The following is a 21,945-nucleotide window of genomic DNA, read 5'->3' on the forward strand; positions in this document are numbered from 1 at the left end:
TCGGTCAGCACCGGCAGCACCGCCTTATAGGTCGATCAGTGGGGTGCTTGCGGCTGTCGCTCGGAGCATTCAAAATCTGTAGACAGGATCGTTCCTTCCTTTGGCCGTCCAAGGCCATGGAGAATGATCATGGGAATGTCAGAGTTCGACCCAGCTGCAGCCGAACGCAGGGCTTGGAATGCGGGACGGACCTTGGCGTCGACGTAGACGACGCACTCACATTTGCTGAAGGCACCGAAATTTGATCGGTCCGGCTTTTCGCAGAGAGCGAAGGGCCGGACTCCAGAGCCGGACCTAGTGGCAAGCGGTCCGACGGCTGTTGCGATAGTCGCGAAGGACTCAACACAGAAAAATATTGCGAACATCCATATATCCAATATAACGGATGTATGGAAATTAAAGCTGCAATTGCGGTGCTCGGCAGTCTCGCTCAGGGTACTCGTTTGGAGACGTTCCGACTGCTGATCCGGCATGAACCTGATGGCATGGCAGCGGGCGACATCGCCCGCGAAATCGACATTCCGCAGAACACGATGTCGGCGCATCTGGCGGTGCTGTCGCGTGCCGGGCTGGTGACCGCGCAGCGCCAAAGCCGGTCGATCGTCTACCGCGCCAACATCGACGTTCTGCGCAACCTGACGGTGTTCCTGGTGAACGACTGTTGCCAAGGCCGTCCTGAAATCTGCGAACCGCTGATGGCCGAACTGGCATGCTGCTAGGAGAGCGCTGCATGGCCACCGACATCGTCGTTTACCACAACCCGGCGTGCGGCACGTCGCGCAACGTCCTGGGCATCATCCGCAATGCTGGAATCGAACCACATGTCGTCGAATATCTGAAATCGCCACCGTCGCGCGAACTGTTGGTCCAGCTCATCGAGCGTGCCGGCGTGACGGCCCGAGCGCTGCTGCGCGATAAGGGCACGCCGTTTGCCGAGCTGGGTCTTGGCGACCCGGCGCTCGCTGACGATGCTTTGATCGACGCGATGATAACGCACCCCATCCTGATCAACCGTCCGCTGGTGGTTTCGCCGCTCGGGGTCAAGCTATGCCGGCCCTCCGAAGCTGTCCTCGATCTGCTGCCGGCGCCCCAGCGCGGCGCCTTCACCAAGGACGACGGTCAGGTCGTCGGCTGATTCGTCGCACTGAGGGCTCGGCCTGTGTCGGGCCGGGCCCTGAATCCAAGATCGAGATAACCCATGCTGGCTTTGGCCATCTTCCTCGTCACGCTGGTCTTCGTCATCTGGCAACCGCGTGGCCTCGGCATTGGCTACAGCGCATTGGCCGGAGCGGGGGTCGCATTGCTGACCGGCGTCGTCGGGCTCGCCGACGTGCCGATGGTCTGGCACATCGTCTGGGACGCGACCTTCACCTTCATCGGCCTGATCGTCATCTCGCTGCTGCTCGATGAGGCTGGCTTCTTCCAATGGGCGGCGCTGCACGTCGCCCGTTGGGGCGGCGGCAGGGGACGCCTGCTGTTCCCGCTCATCGTCCTGCTCGGTGCGGGTGTGGCGGCGGTGTTCGCCAACGACGGCGCCGCACTTCTGCTGACGCCGATCGTCGTCGCCATCCTGCTCAGGCTCGACTTCTCGCCGGCGGCGACGTTGGCGTTTGTCGTCGCGACCGGTTTTGTTGCCGATACCACGAGCCTGCCGCTGATCATCTCGAACCTCGTCAACATCGTCAGTGCCAATTTCTTCGGCATCGCCTTCAATCGCTATGCGCTGGTGATGATACCCGTCGACCTTGCCGCGCTGGCGGCGACGCTCGGGGTGCTCTGGTTGTTCTACCGCCGCGAGATACCGGCGACTTATTCGCTGGCGCAGCTCGAGGCGCCGGCAAGCGCTGTCCGCGACCCGCTGGTCTTCAAGGTCGCGTTTCCGCTGCTCATTGTCCTGCTGATCGCCTATTTCGTCCTGGCCCCGATGGGCGTGCCGGTCTCGGCGGTCACCATCGCTGGCGCGTTGATCCTGCTGGCGCTTGCCGGGCGCTGGCACCGGCGTGGGCACGGTGCGATCGTCCCGGTGACGAAGGTGCTGCGCGGCGCACCCTGGCAGATCGTCATCTTCAGCCTCGGCATGTATCTTGTCGTCTATGGGCTGCGGAACGCTGGCCTGACCGGCTATCTGGCCGCGGGACTCGTCTGGCTCGCCGCACATGGCCCATGGGCGGCGACGATCGGCACCGGCTTTGGAGCGGCGCTGCTGTCGTCGGTCATGAACAACATGCCCGGGGTGCTGGTCGGCGCCCTGTCGATCGACCAGGCCAAGGGCATCCCGGTGGTGACGCGCGAGCTGATGATCTACGCCAACATCATCGGTTGCGATCTAGGTCCGAAGTTCACGCCGATCGGCAGTCTCGCGACGCTGCTGTGGCTGCACGTTCTGGCGGGCAAGGGCATCAGGATCAGCTGGGGCCAGTATATGCGCGTCGGCCTCGCGATCACCCCGCCGGTGCTGCTGTTGACGTTGGTCGCACTTGCCGCATGGCTTCCGGTCGTTGGAGCACAATGATGAAGGCAATCCGTCTCGACCCGGCGTGCTGTCCGATCTCGCTGCCACGCTCGCAGGCGCGAGCCTGCCTGTCGCCGACCCGGGTGAAGCCGGGCGCATCTTCTTCCGGTTCGATACGGCAAGCTTGCCGGGTACGGCGGCATCGAAGGCGCCGGTGCCGATCGACCGTTGCGGTCGCTCGTCGTTGTGCCGGAGCGCCGGCGCTAGGGCGTCGGGCGCACCATGCTGTCGAAACCTATGACGATCTCATTGCGGCCAACCTTCTGGTGACTGCCTGGCGGCCGACGAGGCGTTGCTAGCCGAGTCTCATCGCCTGCACGATCCAGAGGAAAATCGCGTAAAGCACGCCGGCAAGCACCATCGCTGCCGGCAGCGTTGTCACCCAAGCCATCGCGATGTTGCGAACCGTGCTGCTTTGCAGCCCCGCGCCGTCGGCAACCATCGTGCCGGCGACCCCACTCGACAAGATGTGCGTCGTCGATACCGGCATGCCCTTGACCTGCGCCAGCAGGATCGTGCTGGCAGCGATCAACTCGGCCGCCGCACCCATGCCATAGGTCAGGTGGGTCTTTCCGATTTTCTCCCCGACGGTGACGACGATGCGCTTCCAGCCGATCATAGTGCCGAGCCCCAGAGCCAGCGCCACCGAAATTTTCACCCAGATAGGGATGAAGCGCGTGCCGTCCTCAAGCAGCTTGCCGTAGTCCTTCAGCTTCTTGTCGCCGCCGCCGGGATAGGCTGCTTTCGCCTTGTCTTCGTCCTTGGTGAGCAGCCGCAGCGTATCGTAAACGACGTACATCTCGTTGCGCAGGTTCTTGGTCGCTGCCGCCGGGACGTGCCTGATCGAACCGTAGTTCTTCAACTCGGCGACGATGTCGGTCGAGACGCTGTCGAGCGCGGCATATACCTGCGGCCTGTCGGCGTCGTGCTGGCGCAGGGCGTCGCGCAAGGTCGCACTGGCGGTCTCCACGTCGGGCGTGGCGCCGCCGGACTTGGTTCGGAACACTGTTTGTGCGGCGGCGGACGCCTGGATGAAGGCCGGGGTCGAGCTGTCAGGCATCGTCCGGTTGAGCGCGTAGGCGGTCGGGGCGACACCGATCAGGATCAGCATGATCAGCCCCATGCCTTTCTGGCCATCGTTACTGCCGTGCGCGAACGACACTGCGGTGCAGGTGAAGACCAGCAGCGAACGGATGCCGAGCGGCGGCGGCGTGTCCTGCTTGGGCTCCTCGTACAGCTGCGGATCGGAGACGACCTTCTTCATCAGCTTGAGCAGCAGGTACGCGCCGACGAAGCCGATCACTGGGCTGACCAGCAGCGCCAGCAGGACGTTGGTCGCCTGGCTCCACTCGACGCCCGAGGTCCCTCCCGGAGTCGAGGTCAGCCACTGGTTAGCGACACCGACCCCAAGGATCGAGCCGATCAGCGCATGGCTCGAAGAATTCGGCAGCCCGAGCCACCAGGTGCCGAGGTTCCAGGTGACGGCGGCCAACAGCAGCGCGAAGATCATCGCATAGCCACCAGCGCTGCCCACACCCAGGATGAGGTCGACCGGCAACAGGGTGATGATGCTGTAGGCGACCGCACCTGTCGAGAAGACGACGCCGATGAAATTCCACACGCCCGACCAGACGACTGCGATCACCGGCTTCAGCGAGTGCGTATAGATTACCGTGGCGACTGCGTTGGCGGTATCATGGAAGCCGTTGACGAATTCGAAGCCCAGCGCAATCAGCAGGGCCAGGCCGAGAAAGGCGAACGCGCCGATGGCCAGCGTCTCGCCGACCTGCTGGGTGTCGCTGAAAATGCTGTAACCGGCATATCCCAATCCCACGATCAGAACCGCGAGGAAGGCGAGCGTCGCGCCGGGATGGACCTTGTGGTCGAGCGGAATGCGGGATCTCCCGGACGTCGCTTTTTGGTCAGCTGCGCGTGTTGCCATTAATTGCTCCTGCCGGAACCCCAAACCATCATCGGCAACGCGCATGACATATTCATGACAGTTCCGCAGCTGAACCGATTATTCTGAATAGATTAGAAGCAACGCTCGAATTACTGGTCAGTGTTGCGAGCAAACCGGTCCGGAACGACCTAGTTGTCCAATCATGCAATCCGAACATTGAAGACAAATACGTTTCCGTAACAATCAAGCTTAGAGTTTGTAGTTGAGGTGACCGGGTCAACCCGACAGTGCTTCAGCGCTGCGATCCATCATCGCGAAATGTCATCACACGGTCACACGACGAACCTAGGTTGCTTCATCCTCACTGCAGCCCGCTCTTTGACGCGGCAGCTGTCACCCTGCGCGAGTGCTGTCGATGATGCGAGTTCGTCACGCTGTTGTTTCGGTCGCAGTCGTTGCCGGCCTGCTGAGCGGCTGCAAAGACGACAACAAGGCGGTCAATCCGCCGCCGGTCGTTCAACCGATGGCCGCGACCCGGACGATCATCATGGTCTGGGACGGCTTGCGTCCCGATGACGTCAATGCGACCGATACGCCGAACCTCTATGCCCTGCGCCAGGCCGGCACCAACTTCAGCGATAATCATTCGACCTACCCGACCTTCACGATGATGAACGCCGCGACTTTCGCCACTGGCTCCTTCCCGAAGACCACCGGCTTTTACGGCAACACGTTCTGGACACCGCCACAGGGCGCTTCGAATACGATTCCGGCCGGCAACGCAGCCGGGGGAACGGTGCAGGATTATATCGATCCGGTCTTCACCGAGGACTATCAGGTCCTCACGACGCTCAACAATTATTACGGAGGCCAATTACTGCTGGTGCAGAACCTGTTTGCGGCGGCGCAAGCGGCCGGGCTCGTCACGGCGGCGATCGGCAAAAGCGGTTCGGCGTTCATCCAGGACCTCAACAAGGGAGGCTATTTCCTCGACGAGAACACCGTCAAGCCGCGCAGCCTAGTCACCGAACTCCAGACTGCCGGCGTGGCGCTGCCGGCCAACGTCACCCGTGATTACACCGGGACCGACCTGGTAACTTTGGCGGCGAACAACGGCAGCCCGACCGCGCGCGCTGGCTATGTCACCTTCAACACCACGGCTTACGATCCGAGTGGCGCGGTCACCGTGGCCGCGCGCGACTCGTCCGACACCAGCCAGGGTGCGCCTGAAGACGCCTCCAACAAATACATGATGTCGGCTTTTACCCAGTACATCCTGCCCAACAAGAAGCCGATGCTGTCGTTGATCTGGTTCCGCACCCCGGACAATGTCGAACACGGCTATGGTCCCGGCACCGCCAATGTTCGCGCCGGGTTGCGGTCGCAGGACGCGCGCCTCGGCGAGCTGATGACGGCGCTGAAGGCACAAGGTCTCGATACCACGACCAACATCGTTGTCGTTTCCGATCACGGCCATTCGACTGTCTCCGGTCCGATGGCTCTGTATCCGCTGCGCGCGATCAACGCCTCGGCGACCGCGCCCAATGGCCCGCTGATCAATAGCGCGACCAGCGGAACCAGTGCGGCAACGCTCGGCGTCGCTAGTCCCGCCGGCTATTCCTTCTCGGGCGATGTACGCTCGGCCGACCTGCTGACCTATCGCGGCTTTGCGGCTTATGATGGCGGCGGCTGCTCGACCAGCGCGATGTACGGCCTCGGCACCACCGGTGTGCCGACCGTCCCGGTCAAGGTCGACACCAGTGGCGCCTTGTGCGGCACCGCCAATGCCAAATACCAGGCGATCAGCGCGACGTTACCGACGCCGAAGGCGGCCTTCACCGTTCCCGCCCCGGGGCAACTGCCCGCTAACGGCATCGTCGTCGCGGCGAACGGTGGCTCGGACTTTTTCTACGTTCCCGGCCACGACCAGGCGACGGTGCTCAGTCTCGTGAAGTTTCTTCAGCAGCGGCAGGAGTATGGCGCGATTTTCGTCGACAGCCGCTACGGTGCGATCCCCGGCATCCTGACAATGGCGCAGGCCAACCTCGAGAATGCCAAGCGGCAGAATAGCGGCCAGCCCGACGTCGTCGTCTCGTTCAATTGGGACGACAGCGTCAGCGTCCAGGGCAAGCCCGGCATCGAGTTCGAGAGCGTCGGCGGCCAGCGGGGTATGCACGGCAGCTTCGGCACCACCGACGTCCACAACACCCTGATCGCCGGCGGGCCATCGTTTACCGGCAAGGCGGTGGTGACGCTGCCAACCGGCAATGTCGACGTCGCACCGACCGTTGCCTGGCTGCTGCGGCTGTCCTTGCCGCAAGCCGATGGCAGGATCCTCAATGAGGCGCTGGTCACCCCGGCCAGCAAGTCCACGCCGGTCGTGACGCCCTCGGTGATCAACCCGGCGGCGCTTGCGACTGGCCTGGCGTTCGAGACCCCCCTCGATCCGACCGGTGCGATCAAGGACACGACACTCGCCGCAGGCACCTACAGCATCGACCTTGCGGTCAAAGACCTCGCCGTCGACGGCAAGGGCTATCGCTACTTTGACTACGCCCGTGCGGTCCGCAGATGACGCGGTGGCTGATCACGCCAGTGTTGCTGGCGCTCGCCATGCCGACGGTGGCCGCGACCAACACGGCGCTGCGTTTCGACACGGTTTTCACCACAGCGGGCGAGCCAGCCGATGTGCACTTCCGGGCAGTATATGCCGGTCGCGACGGTCAGCACGTCGTCGACATTTGGCGGGACGGCGACCGGCGGATCAAGCGCGTCACCGACGGCCTCTTCGAAACCTATGCCGTTCGCGCGCCTCGATCGCCAGATTTCGACCTCGTGGTGCTCGACCGCAGACGGAAGATCAGCACCCGGATCGACCGTACAAATCTCTACAGGCTCGGTAATTTCGCCAACTGGTTCGATCTCGGTCACGGTCTGCGCCAACCCAAATCAGCGTACTCGATCGTAAACGGCGCCGCTCCCGCGAACGCGTCCAGACTGGTAGAGCCTTGCCGCTGGTTCGACCTCAAGGAAGTCAACCGCGTAACGCATATCTGCTGGAGCCGGGCGAGCCGGCTTCCAATTTCGATCGTCGGGACCAACGGAGTTACGCTGTGGCGGGTCACGGCGATAGAAACCGGTCCGATCGATCCGGCGATGTTCGCCGTATCCGACGCCGGCTTCATCAAGGTCGATGCCAGCCGCGACGTTAGTGGCGATTAAGCGTAAGCTGGTGCTCATCGAAGAGCCGTGTAGTGGCATTTCACGGTAGCCTATCGACATGCCCTGCACCGAGGTCGAGCCCGAGCCACAGCCGCCGAGCAGAAGCAGGCCGGCGCACGGCGCAAAGCTCGCCCCTTGAAGATCGCGTCTTCTGATTACTCGGCCTGACAGACCGAGATGCTGCCGGCCATTCCGGATCCCGGATGATGTCGTGCGTAATCACGAATTACCCAACCGACCTGGCCGTTCGCCTCGGACCAAGTCGACGCCGGAGACCCTTACGACAGCCTGCCACGCGGCTTCCTGGCTGCCGCGATCGTGGAGATGCGGCTGGCGCTGCAGCTCCATTGGGCCTGAAAACTTTCCTTTGGCCGAAGCAAAGAATTGCCCCGAGACCTCGGTCCCGAACGTCGACGCCTGGATGTAGCGACCGGCCGCAGTCTGCGGCGTCTGATTCATGCCGGGAATGAGGTTCACGATTGGAATCATTACATACTTCAACATCGGACCAGCGTTTCGCGCGACCTGGGTGTCGTTTGATGCACCGGGCGAGACAGCGTACACCGCCATGCCCGAGGGCAGCCGACGCGCCAGCGCCGCAGCCCACCAGGCAATCACGAGCTTCGCGTCGGCATACGCAGTGTTAGGCGAGTACTTTACGTCAGGTCCGCTGCGAATAAGAGCTTCAGCGGCCATAGTTTGGTCGCCCCCGAAATATTTGCCTGCGAAAGCCGGCAGGTCGGTCGTTTTGAACATAGGAACACCCCCGCGAGCCGGCTCCGCGCTGGTGATGACAATCCGGGCGTCAGGGCTCAGCAGGTTGGCATCGAGCAGCCGGACAGTCAGTTCATGATGCCCAATGAGGGGGGCTTGGGAGGCTTCAACGCCTGCCGCAGTGATCACACGCTTCTTGGTTGGGACCAATCCGGCATTGAGCAGCAAGAGATCGATCGGTCGACCCCGTTTGACCAGTTCGGCAAACGCGGCCTGAGCACTGGCGGCCCTGTTCAGATCAAGCTCCAGCGGCGTGAACACCTGTTTTTTGGTTTCCGCCGCAAGCTCGGTGGCCGTCTCCCTGACCTTGGCCAGGCTGCGCCCCGTTACGATGACCTCCTGCCACCCCCCGTCGGCTAGCAAGCGGGCTGCCGCACAGCCGAGCCCGGACGTAGCGCCGGTGACGAGAGCGGTAGAATGTCTCATGCTTGGTTCCACGTTCAGGAAATGTCGGTCTGGCCGCCCAATGTTCAGCTTGCGAGTTATGGACTGTTTCCGTACATATTAATGTCGGTCGACACGGTCAAGGATATTTGGACTGGATGCTAACAAAATCGAGCAGGCCGCGTGGACGGCCGCGAACCTTCGACGAAGGCGAAGCATTGCAAAAAGCGACGCAGATCTTCTGGTCGAAAAGCTATGACGGCGTAGCGATCGACGATCTGATCGCCGGCATGGGCGTGGGACGGCAGAGCCTGTATTCCGTCTTTGGGGACAAGCGGACGCTCTTCCTGCGTGTGCTTCGCGCGTACGCGGAGCGGAAGGGCGCCGGCGCGGCACAGGCCCTCTTTTCGCCGCCGGTTCTTAGTGACGCGATCGGCGGCTTTCTCAGGCACGCCGTGGAAGTTGCGACCGAGGAAGGGGCCGTCCCGGGATGCCTGATGGTCTGCGTCGCACCCCTCGTGGACGACGCTGAGGTCAGGCAGTTCCTGAAAGACGCCGCAGCGGGCGGCTTGGCGCTTGTGGAACGCCGATTCCACGACGGCATCAGAGCGGGAGAGATACCGCCTGACTTTCCGGTCACAGCGCGCGCGCGGCACGTGCTCGACCTTGCCCGCGGTATGACGTTGCATGCGCAGATCGGCGAGCCGCGTAAAACCCTGCTTATTGACGCCGAGGCAGCCGCAAATCTGATGGTTCCGCAGGGAATCAAGTCAGCGAATTGAACGAACTCTCGTTGAACCGCGCTCACACCCCGACGAGGTCGGCATGGTAAACGACGTCCCACATTGAATTTGGCAGGGCTAGCACGCTGTTCAACCGGATCGCGAACGCCGCGACATGGTGAACAATCGTTTGACCGCTATTCGGCGCGTACTTCCCGGAAAGCTGCCGTCGTATATGACGCGATTTGGTCCAGAGCGGTTTTAAGTCGAGGCAAAACAAGCAGGACTGCCGGCGCCTACAGCGATAATGTTTTCGGCTAACCGCTGGAGGCGCTGTTCGAGCGCGCTCAGGGCCGACGTCAGCGAGGCTCTCCTCGTGTCGGTCGGTCAAACCTTATCGACACGAACGAGTGGTCTTCGGCGAAGGCCTCATATTGAGTTCCGTTCGCCAAGGGCTCGTGCCGGGCTCGTGTGGGATCGGTATTCGCAATCTGGTCCGCGATGTCACCGTCAACATCTGACTGTCTCTCGAAGGGCTTCGCGCGGCGGCCTGAGCTTCGATAATACTATTTGATCCCCAAGAGGCCGGAAGCCAAGACCTCCAAAATAATTAGGTCAGGTCATGGAGTCGACAAATGGGCCAATTCTTAAATCATCTAACATAGAGGTGCCTCGACATACTTAGTCGGATGTTAGCAAATATTTGGCGAAGAATGTCATACGAGGGTGGACTGCGGGTCTAGGATACTTAGAGTGCACCATAATCCAAGGATCCTGTGCGGCTGTCTCACCGTCGGATTGCTTTTCGCCTTCCCGGCGTCCGCAGCAATTCTCAAATCCCCAGCTCGATCTGAAAGTCCCGCGAACCGCTCGGTGCCGGAGGGTCGCGGAGAGCAGTCGCGGGCTTTGTACCTGACCTTGATCAACGACATGCGGCAGTCGGGACGGACACATGCCGCGCTCGCTCACCTCGATGCGTTCGACCTGCAATATCCCCGCAGCAACGACGCTGCCGTGATGCGCGCCGATTGCCTGGTCGACATCAAGGCCTTCGTCGAGGCGGCAACGATCTATCGCAAGCTATTGAAGACCGAGACTGCCGCAGCCGCCTATGCCGGGCTCGGGCGGATAGAGGGGTTGAATGATCGTTGGGCGGGAGCCGTGAGCGAGTTCGGCCAGGCGGTAGCCCGCGCCCCGACGTCGTCCACCTACCTGAATGATTATGGCTATGCGCTGCTGAAGGCTGGCAACCTGGAGCAAGCACTGTTTCGAACCAGGCAGGCAGCGGAACTCGCGCCCACCGACGTGCGTGCCAGGAACAACCTGATCCTGGCGCTGTCGGCGACTGGCGACGCGGCCGGGGCGGCGGCGCTGTTGGCAGCGATCACGGATCCGGTGGAGCGCGCCGACGTACGCGCAGCGATCGCAGCGGCGGCCACGACCACTGCGGCTTCCGCGACCCCAGGGGCCTTGGGGACACGACCAGCGCAGATGGTGGTCGATCCCTTCGCGCAGTGAAAGTGGGTCAGCGAGCCGCTTCGACCAACCCGGCCGGCGCCGCGTGGGTGGCGTAGAGCGGGCCGGTAAACAGGTAGACCAGCAACAGTCCGGCCGAGAGGAATGGCGCGAACGGGATCGCTGCGCGAAGGTCGAGCGGCCGCCACGGGGTCCGCGCCAGTACGAACAGCAGCGCAAGCAGGCTGGCGACGACGAACAGCACCGTGCTGCCGACAAAGCCGACCCAAAGGCTGGCGGCCGCCAGGAATTTGACATCACCCAGGCCCAGCGTGCCGCGGCGGCGCAGCATCTTCATGACCAGGATGAGCAGCAGAAACAGCGCCGTCACTGCGATGGGTGCGATCAGGCCGGTCAGCAGGACCCGCAGGGACGGAGCGGTGACGGCTTGCACCACCAGACCTGCGACGGCGAGCAACGCGTTGAGTGCGTTGGGAATACGGCGCTGGCGCAGGTCGCTGCGGACGATCGGGATCAGGATCAGCAGCAGCACGCCGAGCGCGATGAGGCTCGTCGACGACATCAATAGCCTCCATTGGCGACGGTGACCGAATAGCCGATCGTCGTCGGCCTGGTGCCGGACTTGCCATCGGTCGAGGCGGCCGCGAGCAGCGTGTAAAAGGCGCCGAAATCGAGGTCGCTGAGCGGGTAGCTCACCGTGACCCTGAACATCGAGGCCGAAGCGGCCTGCGCGTCGACGACGACATGGGCCGGGTTCAGCAGGGGTGCGTAGGAGCCGAAGATCGACTGGACGCTGGCCTTCGCCAAAGTCCCACGTTCGGCGGTGCTGATGCCGCCGACCGATGCCCTGGCGCCCTCGTTCGCACCGTGGATGACGGCGACGAAGGTGGCGAAATACAGTGCGAATGCCATGGTCGCAAAGATCAGCAGCAGGAAAAGCGGCACGATGAGCGCGAACTCGAGCGCCACGACGCCGTCATCGGACGTGGAACGCCGAAGCATCGGACATCCTCTCTGACGTGGTGTGACCTGTTCTCTCATCGTGCCGCTCCTGCTGGATGGATCAGGCAGACGGCGTGATGAGCTTCGTCGAGATCGCGGCGAAGGCGGCAGTGAGCCCGGTGCTGAAAGTGGCCATCGCAAGCACGATCGCGCTGATGATGAGCACCGCGAGCACAGAATACTCGACGGCGGTGACGCCTTCCTCGTTCTTGATGAACGTCTTGATGCAGGTGATCATTTTCAGGTTCCTTTTCGGGGCTGGGAGAAGGTGCGCCGGCGCCCCCGCGACGCTGGCGTACTCATGAAACAAGGACCGGCAAGCCGCAGCGAACGCCGGTGATCGAGACGTCGACATAGCCAAGCTGGATGCCGAGCGTGCGCAGGATGCCGTCGAGGACACCGTCGAGCCCGGTCAGTACGGGCTTGAGAATGCTGAACAATGGACCCAGGTCGGATCCTTTTGCCGTAACCGGTAACAGGCATGCGCCGAACAGCCCGACCGTGCAGACGTTGGCGTTGAGCGAGTCCGCCAGACCGCCGAGCAAATTGCTGGCCAAGCCGGTGCTGGTGGCTCGTGCCCACACCGCCGGGGAGCCGACAAGCGTGCCGAGGTCCGGCCGTCCGATGATACCGGTGAGCGTCGGCGGGTTGGGCTGAACGACGGTTCCGACCGGTTGCACGAACGCCAGCGCCGTTCCCGGTCCGCCGGTCGATCCGACGCTGACCTGCGCCTTGGCCGTGGTCGTGGCGAGGGTCAGCAGCCCGGGCACGCCGAGGTTGAGGATCTTGACCGGCGCGATTGCGGAGGACGCGACCGGTGCGGAGAAGTTGTTCATCGCATCGTCGGTGGGCGTACCGATGTAGATATTGGCGATGCCGCCATGCGCCGTGACCCCGACCTTCGCATCGGTGGCCGGTGCGCCAGTGCAGCTGATCGTATCGATGCGCGCGTCGCCGCTGGCGACCTCGATGTACAACGGCACGACGGTCCCGGCGCCGAGCTGCGCCGCCAGGTCGAGCACGGCCAGTTCCAGCTTCAGCCGGACCTGCGCGGTATGAACGCTGGTGCCTTCCGGACCATAGGCGAAATAAGCGTGGACTGGCGGCTCGATCACTGTCGCCGTGACCTTGAGGGTGGCAAGGCCCGAAATGCCGATCGACGATGGCGGAATGGTCGCCGCATGGTTGCCGTCCGCCAGTTGCAGGCTGAACGAGGTCAGCTGCCACAGGTTGAGGCCGGCATGGAGCGCGCTGCTCGACGTCGCATCACCGATCGGCGTGTTCGCCCAGAGGCCGAGGTCGAACAGCTTGCCGATCGCGATCGTCTGATTGCCGGGAATCTGGCCCTTGATCGCGGTCAGCCCGGCAATGGCGGCGGCGACCTCTGCCGTCTGTTGCTGCTGACCCAACGCCGCGATCTCGGCAGCGATCAGGTCGCCGACCCCGATGCTGGTGTCGAGCAGGCTGGAGTAGGTGCCGGCGGTCAGGTCCAGCCTGGTTGCCAGCGCGTCGAGGAAGGTCAGCGTATCGACCTTGGTCCTGAGCAACCCGTCGTATTGCACCGCCGTCAGCGAGATCGAGCCCCCGGTCAGCGCCGACAGCATGGCATTGGCGATACCGCCGTTCAGCGCCGCCAAGCCGCTGCCGGCCTCTAGCCCAGCCTGATTGACCCGGGCGGCGGTGGCGAGAGTGCCGATACTGCGGTTGCCGCTGATCGTCAGGCCCGACAAGAACAGCGGGGAGTCGATCATCGTCGTCAACCTGACGGCGTTACGGACGGTGCTGGGCGTTCCGGAGCAGGCGGCCGCCTGGAAGCGGGCGCTGACCGACGTGGCGATGTCCGGGCAATAGCTGCCGGTTTCGAGCTTGGTCAGCACCGCGACCGGGTCGAGGCCGTTGCTGGACAGGACTGCCGCAGCGGCGGTTCGCGCTGCAGCATCGTCGTTGGCGAAGCGCGCCGCGGCCAGCGCTGCAGCATCGGTGACGCCCTGAAGCTGGCGGCGCTGCGCGTACCAGACGCTGGTATCGGTCACCAGGCCGACCATGGCGATCAGCACGGCCAGGACCACGGCGGTCGCCGGTGCGATGACGCCGGCGTCGCGGGGCAAGGCGGCCGACCGGGTCACTGACCGCCGCGGCTGCCGTTGCGACCGCTGCTCGCGGTATTGCCGGTTTCCAGCGGCACGCCGATGCGGCTGAGATATCGGTCGTGGATGCGCCGCGCCTCAGCGCCGCCCAGGCCGGTGCCCGACGTCGGCGACCGTGCCGCCAGCTGCTTGTCGACGACCATCCGCGAGGTGATCACGTCAGGTGCGGGTGCAGACGGTGGCGCCTTCCGGGCGGTCACCGTGGCCGGTACCAGCAGCGCGACCAGCGCCAGCGCCAGTGGCTGACGCAACGCCCGACCGGTCGATATCATGCGAAGACCCCTCATTTGGATAGCGATGTGAGCGTGCTGCCGAGCGTCGAGACTGCCGGACCGGCGAGCACGATCATCAGTGCGGGCATCAGCAGGACGAGCATCGCGACGGTCATCTGGGTGGTCTTCTTGCCGATCGATTCCCGGGCGACGAAGATGCGGCGCTCGGAAAACTCTCGGGAAAACTCACGCAACGTCGCGGCAAGCTCGGTGCCGTGGTTGAGCGACTGGCGCAGGACGCCCGCCAGTTCGCGCGCGCCGGTGACGCCCAACCTGTCGGACCAGCGTGCCAGCGCGAGGTCGTAGGGCATGCCGCGCTGGATGTCCTCGACCAGCAGGATAACCGCGGCCTGGACGATCGGTGCCGCGCGTCCTTCGGAGCTTGCGAAGATCCGGAAGCACTGGTCGAGACTGGCGCCGCTCTCGACCATCATCACGAAGATATCGAGCGTGAAAGGCAGCTCGGCGCTGACCTTGCGCGACCGGCGGGCGCTGCTTGCCTTGAGGATGTACTTCGACGTCAGGAAGGTCAGTGCCGATGCTGCGACCGGCACCAGCGTGTTGACCAGCGACGGCGGCCGGGTCAGCATCATCACCACATAGAGTGCCAGGCCGATGCCGACGGTCGCCGCCAGCCGGATCAGCCCGAAAGCCAGGATCGTCACTGCCGGGACATAGCCGGCCGCCGCCAGGTCATGTTCGATCTCGGCGCGGCCCTCGCTGCCGCCCGCCAGGATCGTCGCGAGCATGCCCCGCTGTTGTCCGGTTCCGTCGCCTCCCAAATCGAGCGCAGCCTTGGCCTGGAGGCTGTCGAGCCGGGAGCCAAGCGCACGTTCGCCGCCCAGTTGCATCGTGCCAGAAGCTATCAAGCCAAGGCTGGCGATGATGGCGACGGTGATGGTGAGCATCTCGAGCCAGTCGAGCATGCTAGAAATCCAGCCGCATCAAGCGCCGCATGGTCAGCACGCCGAGCATCTGGAAGCCAAAGCCGAACATCAGCAGGTGCCGCCCGGCCTCGGTCTCCCACAGGTATTTCATGTACCCGTAATTGATCAGCGAGATCAGGATCATGGCGACCGGGGGCAGGGCGCAGAGGATGATTGCACTCATTCGGGTCTCGGCGCTCGCGGCACTGAGTTCACGGATGACGCGGGCGCGGTTGCGGAGCAGATTGCCGAGGCCGGCGAGCATCGGGCCAACGCTGCCGCCAAAGCGTGCGTTGGTCCGGACCGTCGCCACCATCATGTAGAGTTCGGCCATGTCGATGCGGCTGGCGACCGTGTCGAGCGCTTCGGGCAAGGGCGCACCGTTTCGAATGCGGCGCATCGCCGGTTGCAGGTAGCGCTGGATCGGCAGACCGGCATCTTCAGTCGATCTGAGCAGCGCCTGCTGGAACGAGTTGCCGATCGCCAGCAGCTGACGGATCGAGTCGAGATAGTGCGGAAGCAAGGCGACGAACGCTGCCATCCGGCGGGCGGCAAGCCGCTGGAGGTGGAGCAGCGGCAGCATCAAACCGACCGCAATCACCGCCAGCGGGGCAGTCACGCCGGGCCACTGGAGAGCGGCAACCAGCGCCAATGCCGCCACGATCGCTGCGCCGCCGAGCAGCATTTCGGTCGTTATGACGACGTCGGCACGGGCCAGCGTCCGGCGGAAGCTCAGCGGCGTGCGCGTAATCAGCCGCGTCAGCCAGGCTGCTTGCCCGACCGGCAGTTCAGCCAGCGACGGCGTCAGCGTGATGAGCCGCCTCGACAGCAGCGCGCTGGCCTCGCGCCGCTCCCCGCTCTGGCGGGCCGACGCCCAGATCACCGCCACCAGCAGCAGGACACCGGCAAACAGCACCAGTCCGGTCATGCTGCACCAAATTGAGGTGCGGTCGCGACCGGTCGTCTCAGCCGAAAAGCGAAGAACGGCCGGCGCGACACGGTCTCGAAGACGCCCTCGCCACTGAGCGGCGAGGCTTGGGCGAAGCGGTACAACTGGTTCAGCGTGATCGTGTCGCCTTCGAGGCCGATGACCTCGGTGATCGAACTGACACGGCGGCGGCCATCGCCGGTACGTTGGACATGGATGATCAACTGGATGCTGCTGGCGATATAGCGGCGCAGGGTTCGCAGATCGGCCTGCAAACCGCCAAAGCCGAGCAGCATCTCGATGCGCGACAGGGCGTCGCGATCGGTGTTGGCATGGACCGTCGCCATCGAGCCGTCATGGCCGGTGCTCATTGCCTGGAGCATCTCGACGGCTTCGGCACCGCGGACCTCACCCAGGATGATCCGGTCCGGCCGCATCCGCAGGGCGTTGCGAACGAGATCGCGCGCATTGACCTCGCGGGTGCCCTCGAGTGTCGGTGGCCGGGTCTCGAGGCGAACGACGTGCGTCTGCCGCAGTCTCAGCTCGGCAGCGTCCTCGATCGTGATCAGCCGTTCGCTATCGCCGATGTAGCTGCTCAGCATGTTGAGCAGGGTCGTCTTTCCCGAGCCGGTGCCGCCGCAGATCAGGATGTTAAGGCGTGACTCGACCGCGTTCGACAGGAAGTCGAGCATCTCGTCGTTCATCGCGCCGGTCCGGACATATTCGGCGCCGACGATCGGCTCGGGTCGAAACTTGCGGATCGACAGGATCGGACCGTCGAGCGCGATTGGCGGGATGATGACGTTGACCCGCGAGCCATCTGCAAGTCGCGCGTCGACATAGGGCGAGGCCTCGTCGACGCGCCGTCCGATCGGGCTGACGATGCGCTGGATGATCGTCATCAAATGGGCGTCGTCGCGGAAGCGGGTCTTCACCAGCGCCAGTTTTCCGGCACGCTCGACATAGATCTGCCGCGCTCCGTTGACGATGATATCGTCGATCAGCGGATCGCGCAGCAGCGGTTCGAGCGGGCCCAGGCCGGTGATCTCGTGATAGATGTCGTCGGCAAGCCACACCCGCTCGATCGAGTTAAGCGCGAGCCCATCCCGAAGGCCGTAGGCGTTGATCGCCTCGTCGATCGTCTTGCGGATCTGCCTCGCCGAGCCGGCATCGGCACTGATCGCGCGAGCCTCGAGCAATTCGAGGACGATATCGAAGAGCTTGAACTTGGTTGCCTGATAGGCGTCCGAGATACTGAACGTGTCGAGCGGATCCGGTTCTGCAGTCGTTGCAGTCGGTCCGATGCTGAAAGCCGAGCGTATCACGACTTGCCGCCCGCGAACCGACCGAGCAGGCCGTGCAACATGCCCGCGCGACCGGCCGTTGCCGCAGGTGTCACTCCGGCTGCGGCGTTGATCGCTTGCGCGTAGGCCGATGCGGGGTGCGAAAGCAGGTAGGGGCGCCCAAAGTTCAGTCCGTTGACGTGGTCGGCCCGCGCTGTCGGCAGGCTGATCACCCGCGTCAGCCCCAGTGCCGCCAGCATCTGTGCCGGGGACAGAGTGATTGCCGGATCATGATCGTCGACGATCAGGACGATGCGTCGGAGCGTCTCGGCATTGCCGGGCAGCGCTTTCAGCAGGTTCTTGGTATCGCTCAGCGCCGTGAACTTTTGCGGGCAGACCAGATAGATCGTCGAGGCCCATTGGCTCAGTGCGTCGAGCAGCAGCGGCTCGCGGATATCGGCAGCGTTGACGATCGTTTCGACGAACAGCGGGCGAATGGCTCGGAGCGTCTTGAGAAATGTTTCCGGCGACAGGTCGTTGCTGCCGGCTTGGTGCAGCGCCAGCGGCAGGACCCGCAGCCCCGACGCGTCATGGCGCGCCATCGCCGACAACAGCAGCGTGCGGTCCAGCCGGGCCACGTCGCGCCCGGCATCGCCGAGCGAATAAGCCAGCGTGACGTCGAGCGCAGCACCAGCCTCGCTATGCGGGAGCTGGCAATCGATGAACAAAGCCTCCTCGCTGCGACTTGCCCTGGTGATCGCCAGGTCGAGTGCGAACGAGCCCGACGCGCTGCCGGGCTGGGCATTGAAGATCACCGAATAGCTGCCCGGAGGATTTTGGACGACCGCGGTCGCGACCAGCAACTGCCGCTCCAGCCGGTCGCGCAAGGTGCCGAGTGCCTCGTCGCGATCGATGAAGTCGACCGATCCGGCGCGCACTGCCGCCAGGACATCGGCGGCGTTCCGAGAATTACCGACGACGACGACGGGAGGACTTCTGCCAGCCGCGGCCAGCCCGGCGAAGGTCGCGCTGAGGAACTCCGGATCGCGCCGGTCATCGAGTTCGACCAGGATCAGCGCCGGCGCAAGTCCGGTGATCGCGGGCATGTACGAAGCCCATTTGGTCGAAAGCATCGATACCGCGGCAAGGCCGTTGGTTGCCGCACGGATGCGACCGCAGAGCAGTTCGTCGTTACCGAGAAAGGCGATCGCCCGCATGACCTAGCGGCTCAACCCGAAGCTGGCAGCGCGGCGTTCGGTCGAATTCCTGTTCATGATGGTGTCGCCGAGGCTCGGCGGCGCGATCGACGTCGGCAGCATCCGCTTCAGCTCGTCGTCGTTGATCGGCTTCACCAGGCGTGGCGTGGCGACGATGATCAGTTCGAGCTTTTCGAGGCTGCGCTGCGTCCGCCTGAACAATGTCCCGAGGATCGGAATGTCGCCGAACAGCGGGACCTTGCTCTCGTTCGACGTGCTGTTCGAATAGGTCAGCCCGGCGATAACGAAGCTTTCGCCGTCGCCGAGTTCGACCGTGGTGTTTGCCGAGCGACGCCGGAACCCCGGGATGTTGAAACCCTGGATGGTTATGCGGTTGGTGTAGTCGAGCTCGCTGACCTCCGGTGCCAGCTTGAGCACGATGCGCTTGTTGCTGAGCACATAGGGTTCGACGCTGAGGCGGACACCGTATTGACGGTAGTCGATGGTGATCGCTCCGGCCGCGCCGCCTGCCTGCGGGACCGGGATCGGCACCTCGCCACCCGCCAGGAACTCCGCCTTTTCACCCGAGCGCGCGAGCAGTGTGGGTTGGGCCAGCACTTGCGACAGGCCGGCGTCAGACAAGGCGCTGAGCATGCCGAGGATGCCGCTGCCGTGACTGGCGAGGAACAGGTTGAAGGCGCTTTGCAACGGCGCACCAGCAACGACGTCGAGCCCGCTGGCAGGCGAATAGCTCGAGCTGACCAGGCTGTTCGGCCCGACCAGCGCCCATTGAAACCCACCACCGAGCTTGGAGAAGTTGAAGCCAAGCGCCTTCAGCGTCGTGTCGGACACGGCGACGAAGCGGACGTCGACGGCGACCATCTGGTTGCCGGCGATTTCGAGCGTGTCGGTAACTTCCTTGCCGCCGAATGCGGTGGCGGTGGCGACCGCGCGAACCTGCGCCTCAAGGTCGGGGACTTGGCCCGACAGCACGAACTTGCCGTCGCGCCGGTCGACCGAGACGCCGTCGAGACCGGGCAGCGCGCTGAGGCGTCGCCGAAGGACGGCGGAATCACCGGCGCCGACTTCGCTGACCCGGACTTCATAATCCGTTCGGGCGGCGCCGGTGACCAAGGTCACGTGCGCCAGGCCCGGCTTCAACCCCGTCACCAGCAGCTGGCGCCTGCCCGGTGCCAGCGTCTTGATCACGTCGGGAACGTCGATGACGACCTGCGTGATGGCAGCGCGCGCCGTCAGCGTGCGGCTGGTGCCGACCTCAAGCTCGATCGTCGCCGCGGTCGCGGCGGTCGGCGAGCCAAGCGCCACCAGGATGACGGCCGATATGCCAAGCAACTGCTTCATCGACGATCACCCGCATCCGAATAGATTATCTGGCGCTGGCCGCCGACGATCAGCTCAATCGGCCGGGATTGCGGTGCACGCCGCGCCGCGCGGATGGGCACGGATGCCGCGCGCATCGGGTTGGTGGGAGGGTTGCCGCGCAGGCTCGCCACCACTGCCCGCCCATCCGGAAGCACTGCTAGGTCGCCCGGGTTGCGCAGCAGCAGGTAGAAGTGACCGAGTTTCCGGGCGAGCAGGAACGGTGCCACCTGATCGGGGTTCATCGCCAGCGTCAGCGCCCGCGCGACCGGACGTTCCTTGCCGTCCGGCGTGGTGCCGCCGGGCTGGCCGAACGTCGGACCGACGGTGAGGACGCGGATATTCTGCAGCAGCGTCCTGGCTTCGCTACGATCCGGGCCGGATTGTTGGCCGCCGATCGCCTCCTGCGGCAGGACGATCTCGATATCGACGGAGTCGCCGGGGCGAAGGAAGCCGCCCACCGCGATATCGTCGGTGACGTCCGTGCTCAGCACGCGCTGCCCGACCGGCACCAGCATCGCCAGCCCGGCGGCCCCGGCATCGGCGGAAACCAGGTTGTTCAGGATCAACTGTTGAGGCTGGATGTCGACGATGGCGATCTTGCCGTCGGCCTGTGCCGTCGAGGTCAGCGCGCCGACAGGAACGGTGCCGCTGATCGCCGTCGTCTTGAGATCGCCCGCCTGGATCAACTGGCCCCGCACCAGCGGCTTGGCGGCAGTGACCACCTCGGTGACCTTGGCGCTCGGTGCAGGAGCTGTTTCCGTCGTCGCGTGGCCGTTGGAAGCGACCCGCCAGACGCCATAGAGGATCAGGGCAAAGCCGATCACGCCGCCGAGCAGGACTAGTCCGCGACCACCCGAAAAAGCTTTCCTAAGCTCGGTCACGCCGTCCGGCCCAGCTCGGCCAGGTCGATCCAAGATGCCGCGATACTCAACATGACTACGCCCCCGCGAAGACAAAACTAATTAGATCGAACTGCAGATTTAATTGGCTGATGGTCTCGATGTGGCCCCCGCCCCGGCTGTAAGTGGCTCAGAACGCTCCTGGCCGGATGCGGAAGACGTCCGGAACCGCGGCGTTGAGCGTGTAGGAAATGCGCAGGGTCGCTGGTCCGCGCGGCTGCACGCCATTGCCGGGACCGCCCGACGTCATGCTTGGATTGATGCCGCTGCCGTCGATCTGGACGCCGGAACCCCGCGCGTCGATCGCCGCATAGAAGACCACCGAACTGCTGCCTGTCGGGGTCAGTCCCGAGACCTTGACCGGAGTCAGCGTCGACTGGAAATAGGCGCCGAGCTGCAAGCCGCCGGTAATGATCGCGGCGCGCTGCTCGGCGTTCGGCTCGCCCTGCAGCGACCATGAGACGTTGACGTTCGACAGGCGCTTGCTCGACGCCCCGAAGATATAGGAGACGACGGCTACGCCGGGGCCCGGTTCGAGGCTGGACAATGGCGCCTGGATGACTTCCGTGCCTTCGACGGCGTTTGCGGTCTCGACGGTGCGGATCGACGCTCCGAAATCGGTCGCGATCGCAGCAAGGACCTGCGCCTTGGTCATGCCGAAGGCAGCGCTTCGGAAGCCGCGCAGGCCCGGCGGGACCACCGCGAGAGCCGGCACCACCGCAACTGGCGCAACCACCTTTTTTACGGGTCGCGCTGAACCGGCGGTGCCGTTCAACATGACCATCGTGCCGGCACAGATCAGCGCCGTGCGGGCGAGATCGCGACGAAAAGTCGAGGTCCCGATGCTATCGAGGTCGGCAGCCTTGAGGCTTGGCAGGTTTCGCATCTTGGAGCTTCTCGTTCGGGGTTAGCGGGA

The 21,945-nt window shown here is 64.2% G+C and carries 21 protein-coding genes; 7 read left to right on the top strand and 14 right to left on the bottom strand.

Annotated elements, in window-relative coordinates:
* Positions 1-389: 389 nt before the first annotated feature.
* The 3 genes from ACOFKW_RS06705 (at position 390) to ACOFKW_RS06715 (ending at position 2,512) form a co-directional block, all read left to right on the top strand.
* Complete coding sequence (locus tag ACOFKW_RS06705; RefSeq protein ID WP_419816559.1) at positions 390-719, top strand: ArsR/SmtB family transcription factor; 330 nt, start codon at positions 390-392, stop codon at positions 717-719.
* Positions 720-730: 11 nt separating this feature from the next.
* Positions 731-1,135: an arsenate reductase (glutaredoxin) gene (arsC, locus tag ACOFKW_RS06710; protein ID WP_419816560.1), complete on the top strand. Its 405-nt coding sequence runs from the start codon at positions 731-733 to the stop codon at positions 1,133-1,135.
* Positions 1,136-1,198: 63 nt separating this feature from the next.
* Positions 1,199-2,512 (top strand): arsenic transporter, encoded by a 1,314-nt coding sequence (locus ACOFKW_RS06715; protein WP_419816561.1) that lies wholly within the window; start codon positions 1,199-1,201, stop codon positions 2,510-2,512.
* A gap of 295 nt (positions 2,513-2,807) precedes the next feature.
* Here ACOFKW_RS06715 and ACOFKW_RS06720 read toward each other — a convergent pair whose 3' ends face one another.
* Positions 2,808-4,454, bottom strand: coding sequence for an inorganic phosphate transporter (locus ACOFKW_RS06720; protein ID WP_419816888.1), 1,647 nt, complete (start codon positions 4,452-4,454; stop codon positions 2,808-2,810).
* A gap of 376 nt (positions 4,455-4,830) precedes the next feature.
* Here ACOFKW_RS06720 and ACOFKW_RS06725 point away from each other — a divergent pair, with 376 nt between their 5' ends.
* Positions 4,831-6,990 (top strand): alkaline phosphatase family protein, encoded by a 2,160-nt coding sequence (locus tag ACOFKW_RS06725; protein WP_419816562.1) that lies wholly within the window; start codon positions 4,831-4,833, stop codon positions 6,988-6,990.
* Entirely contained in the window at positions 6,987-7,637 is a 651-nt protein-coding gene (locus tag ACOFKW_RS06730; RefSeq protein ID WP_419816563.1) for a hypothetical protein, read from the top strand. Before ACOFKW_RS06725 ends, ACOFKW_RS06730 begins: the two co-directional genes overlap by 4 nt.
* A 219-nt stretch (positions 7,638-7,856) precedes the next feature.
* Here ACOFKW_RS06730 and ACOFKW_RS06735 read toward each other — a convergent pair whose 3' ends face one another.
* The gene (locus ACOFKW_RS06735) at positions 7,857-8,837 is read right to left on the bottom strand and encodes an SDR family NAD(P)-dependent oxidoreductase (protein ID WP_419816564.1); all 981 of its coding nucleotides are present in this window, start codon (positions 8,835-8,837) and stop codon (positions 7,857-7,859) included.
* A 116-nt stretch (positions 8,838-8,953) separates the two neighbouring features.
* Here ACOFKW_RS06735 and ACOFKW_RS06740 point away from each other — a divergent pair, with 116 nt between their 5' ends.
* The gene (locus ACOFKW_RS06740; protein ID WP_419816889.1) at positions 8,954-9,577 is read left to right on the top strand and encodes a TetR/AcrR family transcriptional regulator; all 624 of its coding nucleotides are present in this window, start codon (positions 8,954-8,956) and stop codon (positions 9,575-9,577) included.
* Between the two features lie 858 nt (positions 9,578-10,435).
* On the top strand, positions 10,436-11,035 hold the full coding sequence (locus tag ACOFKW_RS06745; protein ID WP_419816565.1) for a tetratricopeptide repeat protein: 600 nt from the start codon (positions 10,436-10,438) through the stop codon (positions 11,033-11,035).
* A 7-nt stretch (positions 11,036-11,042) separates the two neighbouring features.
* Here ACOFKW_RS06745 and ACOFKW_RS06750 read toward each other — a convergent pair whose 3' ends face one another.
* The 12 genes from ACOFKW_RS06750 to ACOFKW_RS06805 all read right to left on the bottom strand — a co-directional run bounded on the left by ACOFKW_RS06750 (position 11,043) and on the right by ACOFKW_RS06805 (position 21,915).
* Positions 11,043-11,555 carry a prepilin peptidase gene (locus ACOFKW_RS06750; RefSeq protein ID WP_419816566.1) on the bottom strand — a complete coding sequence of 171 codons (513 nt, stop codon included), beginning with the start codon at positions 11,553-11,555 and terminating at the stop codon, positions 11,043-11,045.
* Positions 11,555-11,995 carry a TadE/TadG family type IV pilus assembly protein gene (locus tag ACOFKW_RS06755; RefSeq protein WP_419816567.1) on the bottom strand — a complete coding sequence of 147 codons (441 nt, stop codon included), beginning with the start codon at positions 11,993-11,995 and terminating at the stop codon, positions 11,555-11,557. The genes ACOFKW_RS06750 and ACOFKW_RS06755 overlap by 1 nt, the downstream gene beginning before the upstream one ends.
* 61 nt (positions 11,996-12,056) lie before the next feature.
* Positions 12,057-12,233: a Flp family type IVb pilin gene (locus tag ACOFKW_RS06760; RefSeq protein ID WP_419816568.1), complete on the bottom strand. Its 177-nt coding sequence runs from the start codon at positions 12,231-12,233 to the stop codon at positions 12,057-12,059.
* A 61-nt stretch (positions 12,234-12,294) separates the two neighbouring features.
* A complete protein-coding gene (locus ACOFKW_RS06765) occupies positions 12,295-14,121 on the bottom strand; it encodes a pilus assembly protein TadG-related protein (RefSeq protein WP_419816569.1) in 1,827 nt (608 codons plus the stop codon).
* Positions 14,118-14,414 carry a hypothetical protein gene (locus ACOFKW_RS06770; protein ID WP_419816570.1) on the bottom strand — a complete coding sequence of 99 codons (297 nt, stop codon included), beginning with the start codon at positions 14,412-14,414 and terminating at the stop codon, positions 14,118-14,120. The genes ACOFKW_RS06765 and ACOFKW_RS06770 overlap by 4 nt, the downstream gene beginning before the upstream one ends.
* 11 nt (positions 14,415-14,425) lie before the next feature.
* A complete protein-coding gene (locus ACOFKW_RS06775) occupies positions 14,426-15,340 on the bottom strand; it encodes a type II secretion system F family protein (protein WP_419816571.1) in 915 nt (304 codons plus the stop codon).
* A 1-nt stretch (position 15,341) separates the two neighbouring features.
* Positions 15,342-16,268, bottom strand: a complete 927-nt coding sequence (locus ACOFKW_RS06780; protein WP_419816572.1) for a type II secretion system F family protein — start codon at positions 16,266-16,268, stop codon at positions 15,342-15,344.
* Complete coding sequence (locus tag ACOFKW_RS06785; protein ID WP_419816890.1) at positions 16,265-17,572, bottom strand: CpaF family protein; 1,308 nt, start codon at positions 17,570-17,572, stop codon at positions 16,265-16,267. Before ACOFKW_RS06785 ends, ACOFKW_RS06780 begins: the two co-directional genes overlap by 4 nt.
* Before the next feature lie 17 nt (positions 17,573-17,589).
* Positions 17,590-18,768: an AAA family ATPase gene (locus tag ACOFKW_RS06790; RefSeq protein WP_419816573.1), complete on the bottom strand. Its 1,179-nt coding sequence runs from the start codon at positions 18,766-18,768 to the stop codon at positions 17,590-17,592.
* A gap of 3 nt (positions 18,769-18,771) precedes the next feature.
* Entirely contained in the window at positions 18,772-20,109 is a 1,338-nt protein-coding gene (locus ACOFKW_RS06795; RefSeq protein ID WP_419816574.1) for a type II and III secretion system protein family protein, read from the bottom strand.
* On the bottom strand, positions 20,106-21,011 hold the full coding sequence (gene cpaB / locus ACOFKW_RS06800; protein ID WP_419816575.1) for a Flp pilus assembly protein CpaB: 906 nt from the start codon (positions 21,009-21,011) through the stop codon (positions 20,106-20,108). The genes ACOFKW_RS06795 and cpaB overlap by 4 nt, the downstream gene beginning before the upstream one ends.
* Before the next feature lie 148 nt (positions 21,012-21,159).
* Positions 21,160-21,915 (bottom strand): hypothetical protein, encoded by a 756-nt coding sequence (locus ACOFKW_RS06805; protein ID WP_419816576.1) that lies wholly within the window; start codon positions 21,913-21,915, stop codon positions 21,160-21,162.
* Positions 21,916-21,945 lie beyond the last annotated feature (30 nt).

This window comes from Glacieibacterium sp., from assembly GCF_965200405.1.
Lineage (GTDB): Bacteria > Pseudomonadota > Alphaproteobacteria > Sphingomonadales > Sphingomonadaceae > Glacieibacterium.

Coding starts and splice junctions, on each gene's coding strand:
- ACOFKW_RS06805 (WP_419816576.1), bottom strand. CDS start 21,915: ATGCGAAACCTGCCAAGCCTCAAGGCTGCCGACCTCGATAGCATCGGG.
- ACOFKW_RS06775 (WP_419816571.1), bottom strand. CDS start 15,340: ATGCTCGACTGGCTCGAGATGCTCACCATCACCGTCGCCATCATCGCC.
- ACOFKW_RS06725 (WP_419816562.1), top strand. CDS start 4,831: ATGATGCGAGTTCGTCACGCTGTTGTTTCGGTCGCAGTCGTTGCCGGC.
- ACOFKW_RS06715 (WP_419816561.1), top strand. CDS start 1,199: ATGCTGGCTTTGGCCATCTTCCTCGTCACGCTGGTCTTCGTCATCTGG.
- ACOFKW_RS06755 (WP_419816567.1), bottom strand. CDS start 11,995: ATGCTTCGGCGTTCCACGTCCGATGACGGCGTCGTGGCGCTCGAGTTC.
- ACOFKW_RS06740 (WP_419816889.1), top strand. CDS start 8,954: ATGCTAACAAAATCGAGCAGGCCGCGTGGACGGCCGCGAACCTTCGAC.
- ACOFKW_RS06720 (WP_419816888.1), bottom strand. CDS start 4,454: ATGGCAACACGCGCAGCTGACCAAAAAGCGACGTCCGGGAGATCCCGC.
- ACOFKW_RS06790 (WP_419816573.1), bottom strand. CDS start 18,768: ATGCGGGCGATCGCCTTTCTCGGTAACGACGAACTGCTCTGCGGTCGC.
- ACOFKW_RS06730 (WP_419816563.1), top strand. CDS start 6,987: ATGACGCGGTGGCTGATCACGCCAGTGTTGCTGGCGCTCGCCATGCCG.
- ACOFKW_RS06760 (WP_419816568.1), bottom strand. CDS start 12,233: ATGATCACCTGCATCAAGACGTTCATCAAGAACGAGGAAGGCGTCACC.
- ACOFKW_RS06795 (WP_419816574.1), bottom strand. CDS start 20,109: ATGAAGCAGTTGCTTGGCATATCGGCCGTCATCCTGGTGGCGCTTGGC.
- ACOFKW_RS06735 (WP_419816564.1), bottom strand. CDS start 8,837: ATGAGACATTCTACCGCTCTCGTCACCGGCGCTACGTCCGGGCTCGGC.
- ACOFKW_RS06705 (WP_419816559.1), top strand. CDS start 390: ATGGAAATTAAAGCTGCAATTGCGGTGCTCGGCAGTCTCGCTCAGGGT.
- arsC (WP_419816560.1), top strand. CDS start 731: ATGGCCACCGACATCGTCGTTTACCACAACCCGGCGTGCGGCACGTCG.
- ACOFKW_RS06750 (WP_419816566.1), bottom strand. CDS start 11,555: ATGTCGTCGACGAGCCTCATCGCGCTCGGCGTGCTGCTGCTGATCCTG.
- ACOFKW_RS06780 (WP_419816572.1), bottom strand. CDS start 16,268: ATGACCGGACTGGTGCTGTTTGCCGGTGTCCTGCTGCTGGTGGCGGTG.
- ACOFKW_RS06770 (WP_419816570.1), bottom strand. CDS start 14,414: ATGATATCGACCGGTCGGGCGTTGCGTCAGCCACTGGCGCTGGCGCTG.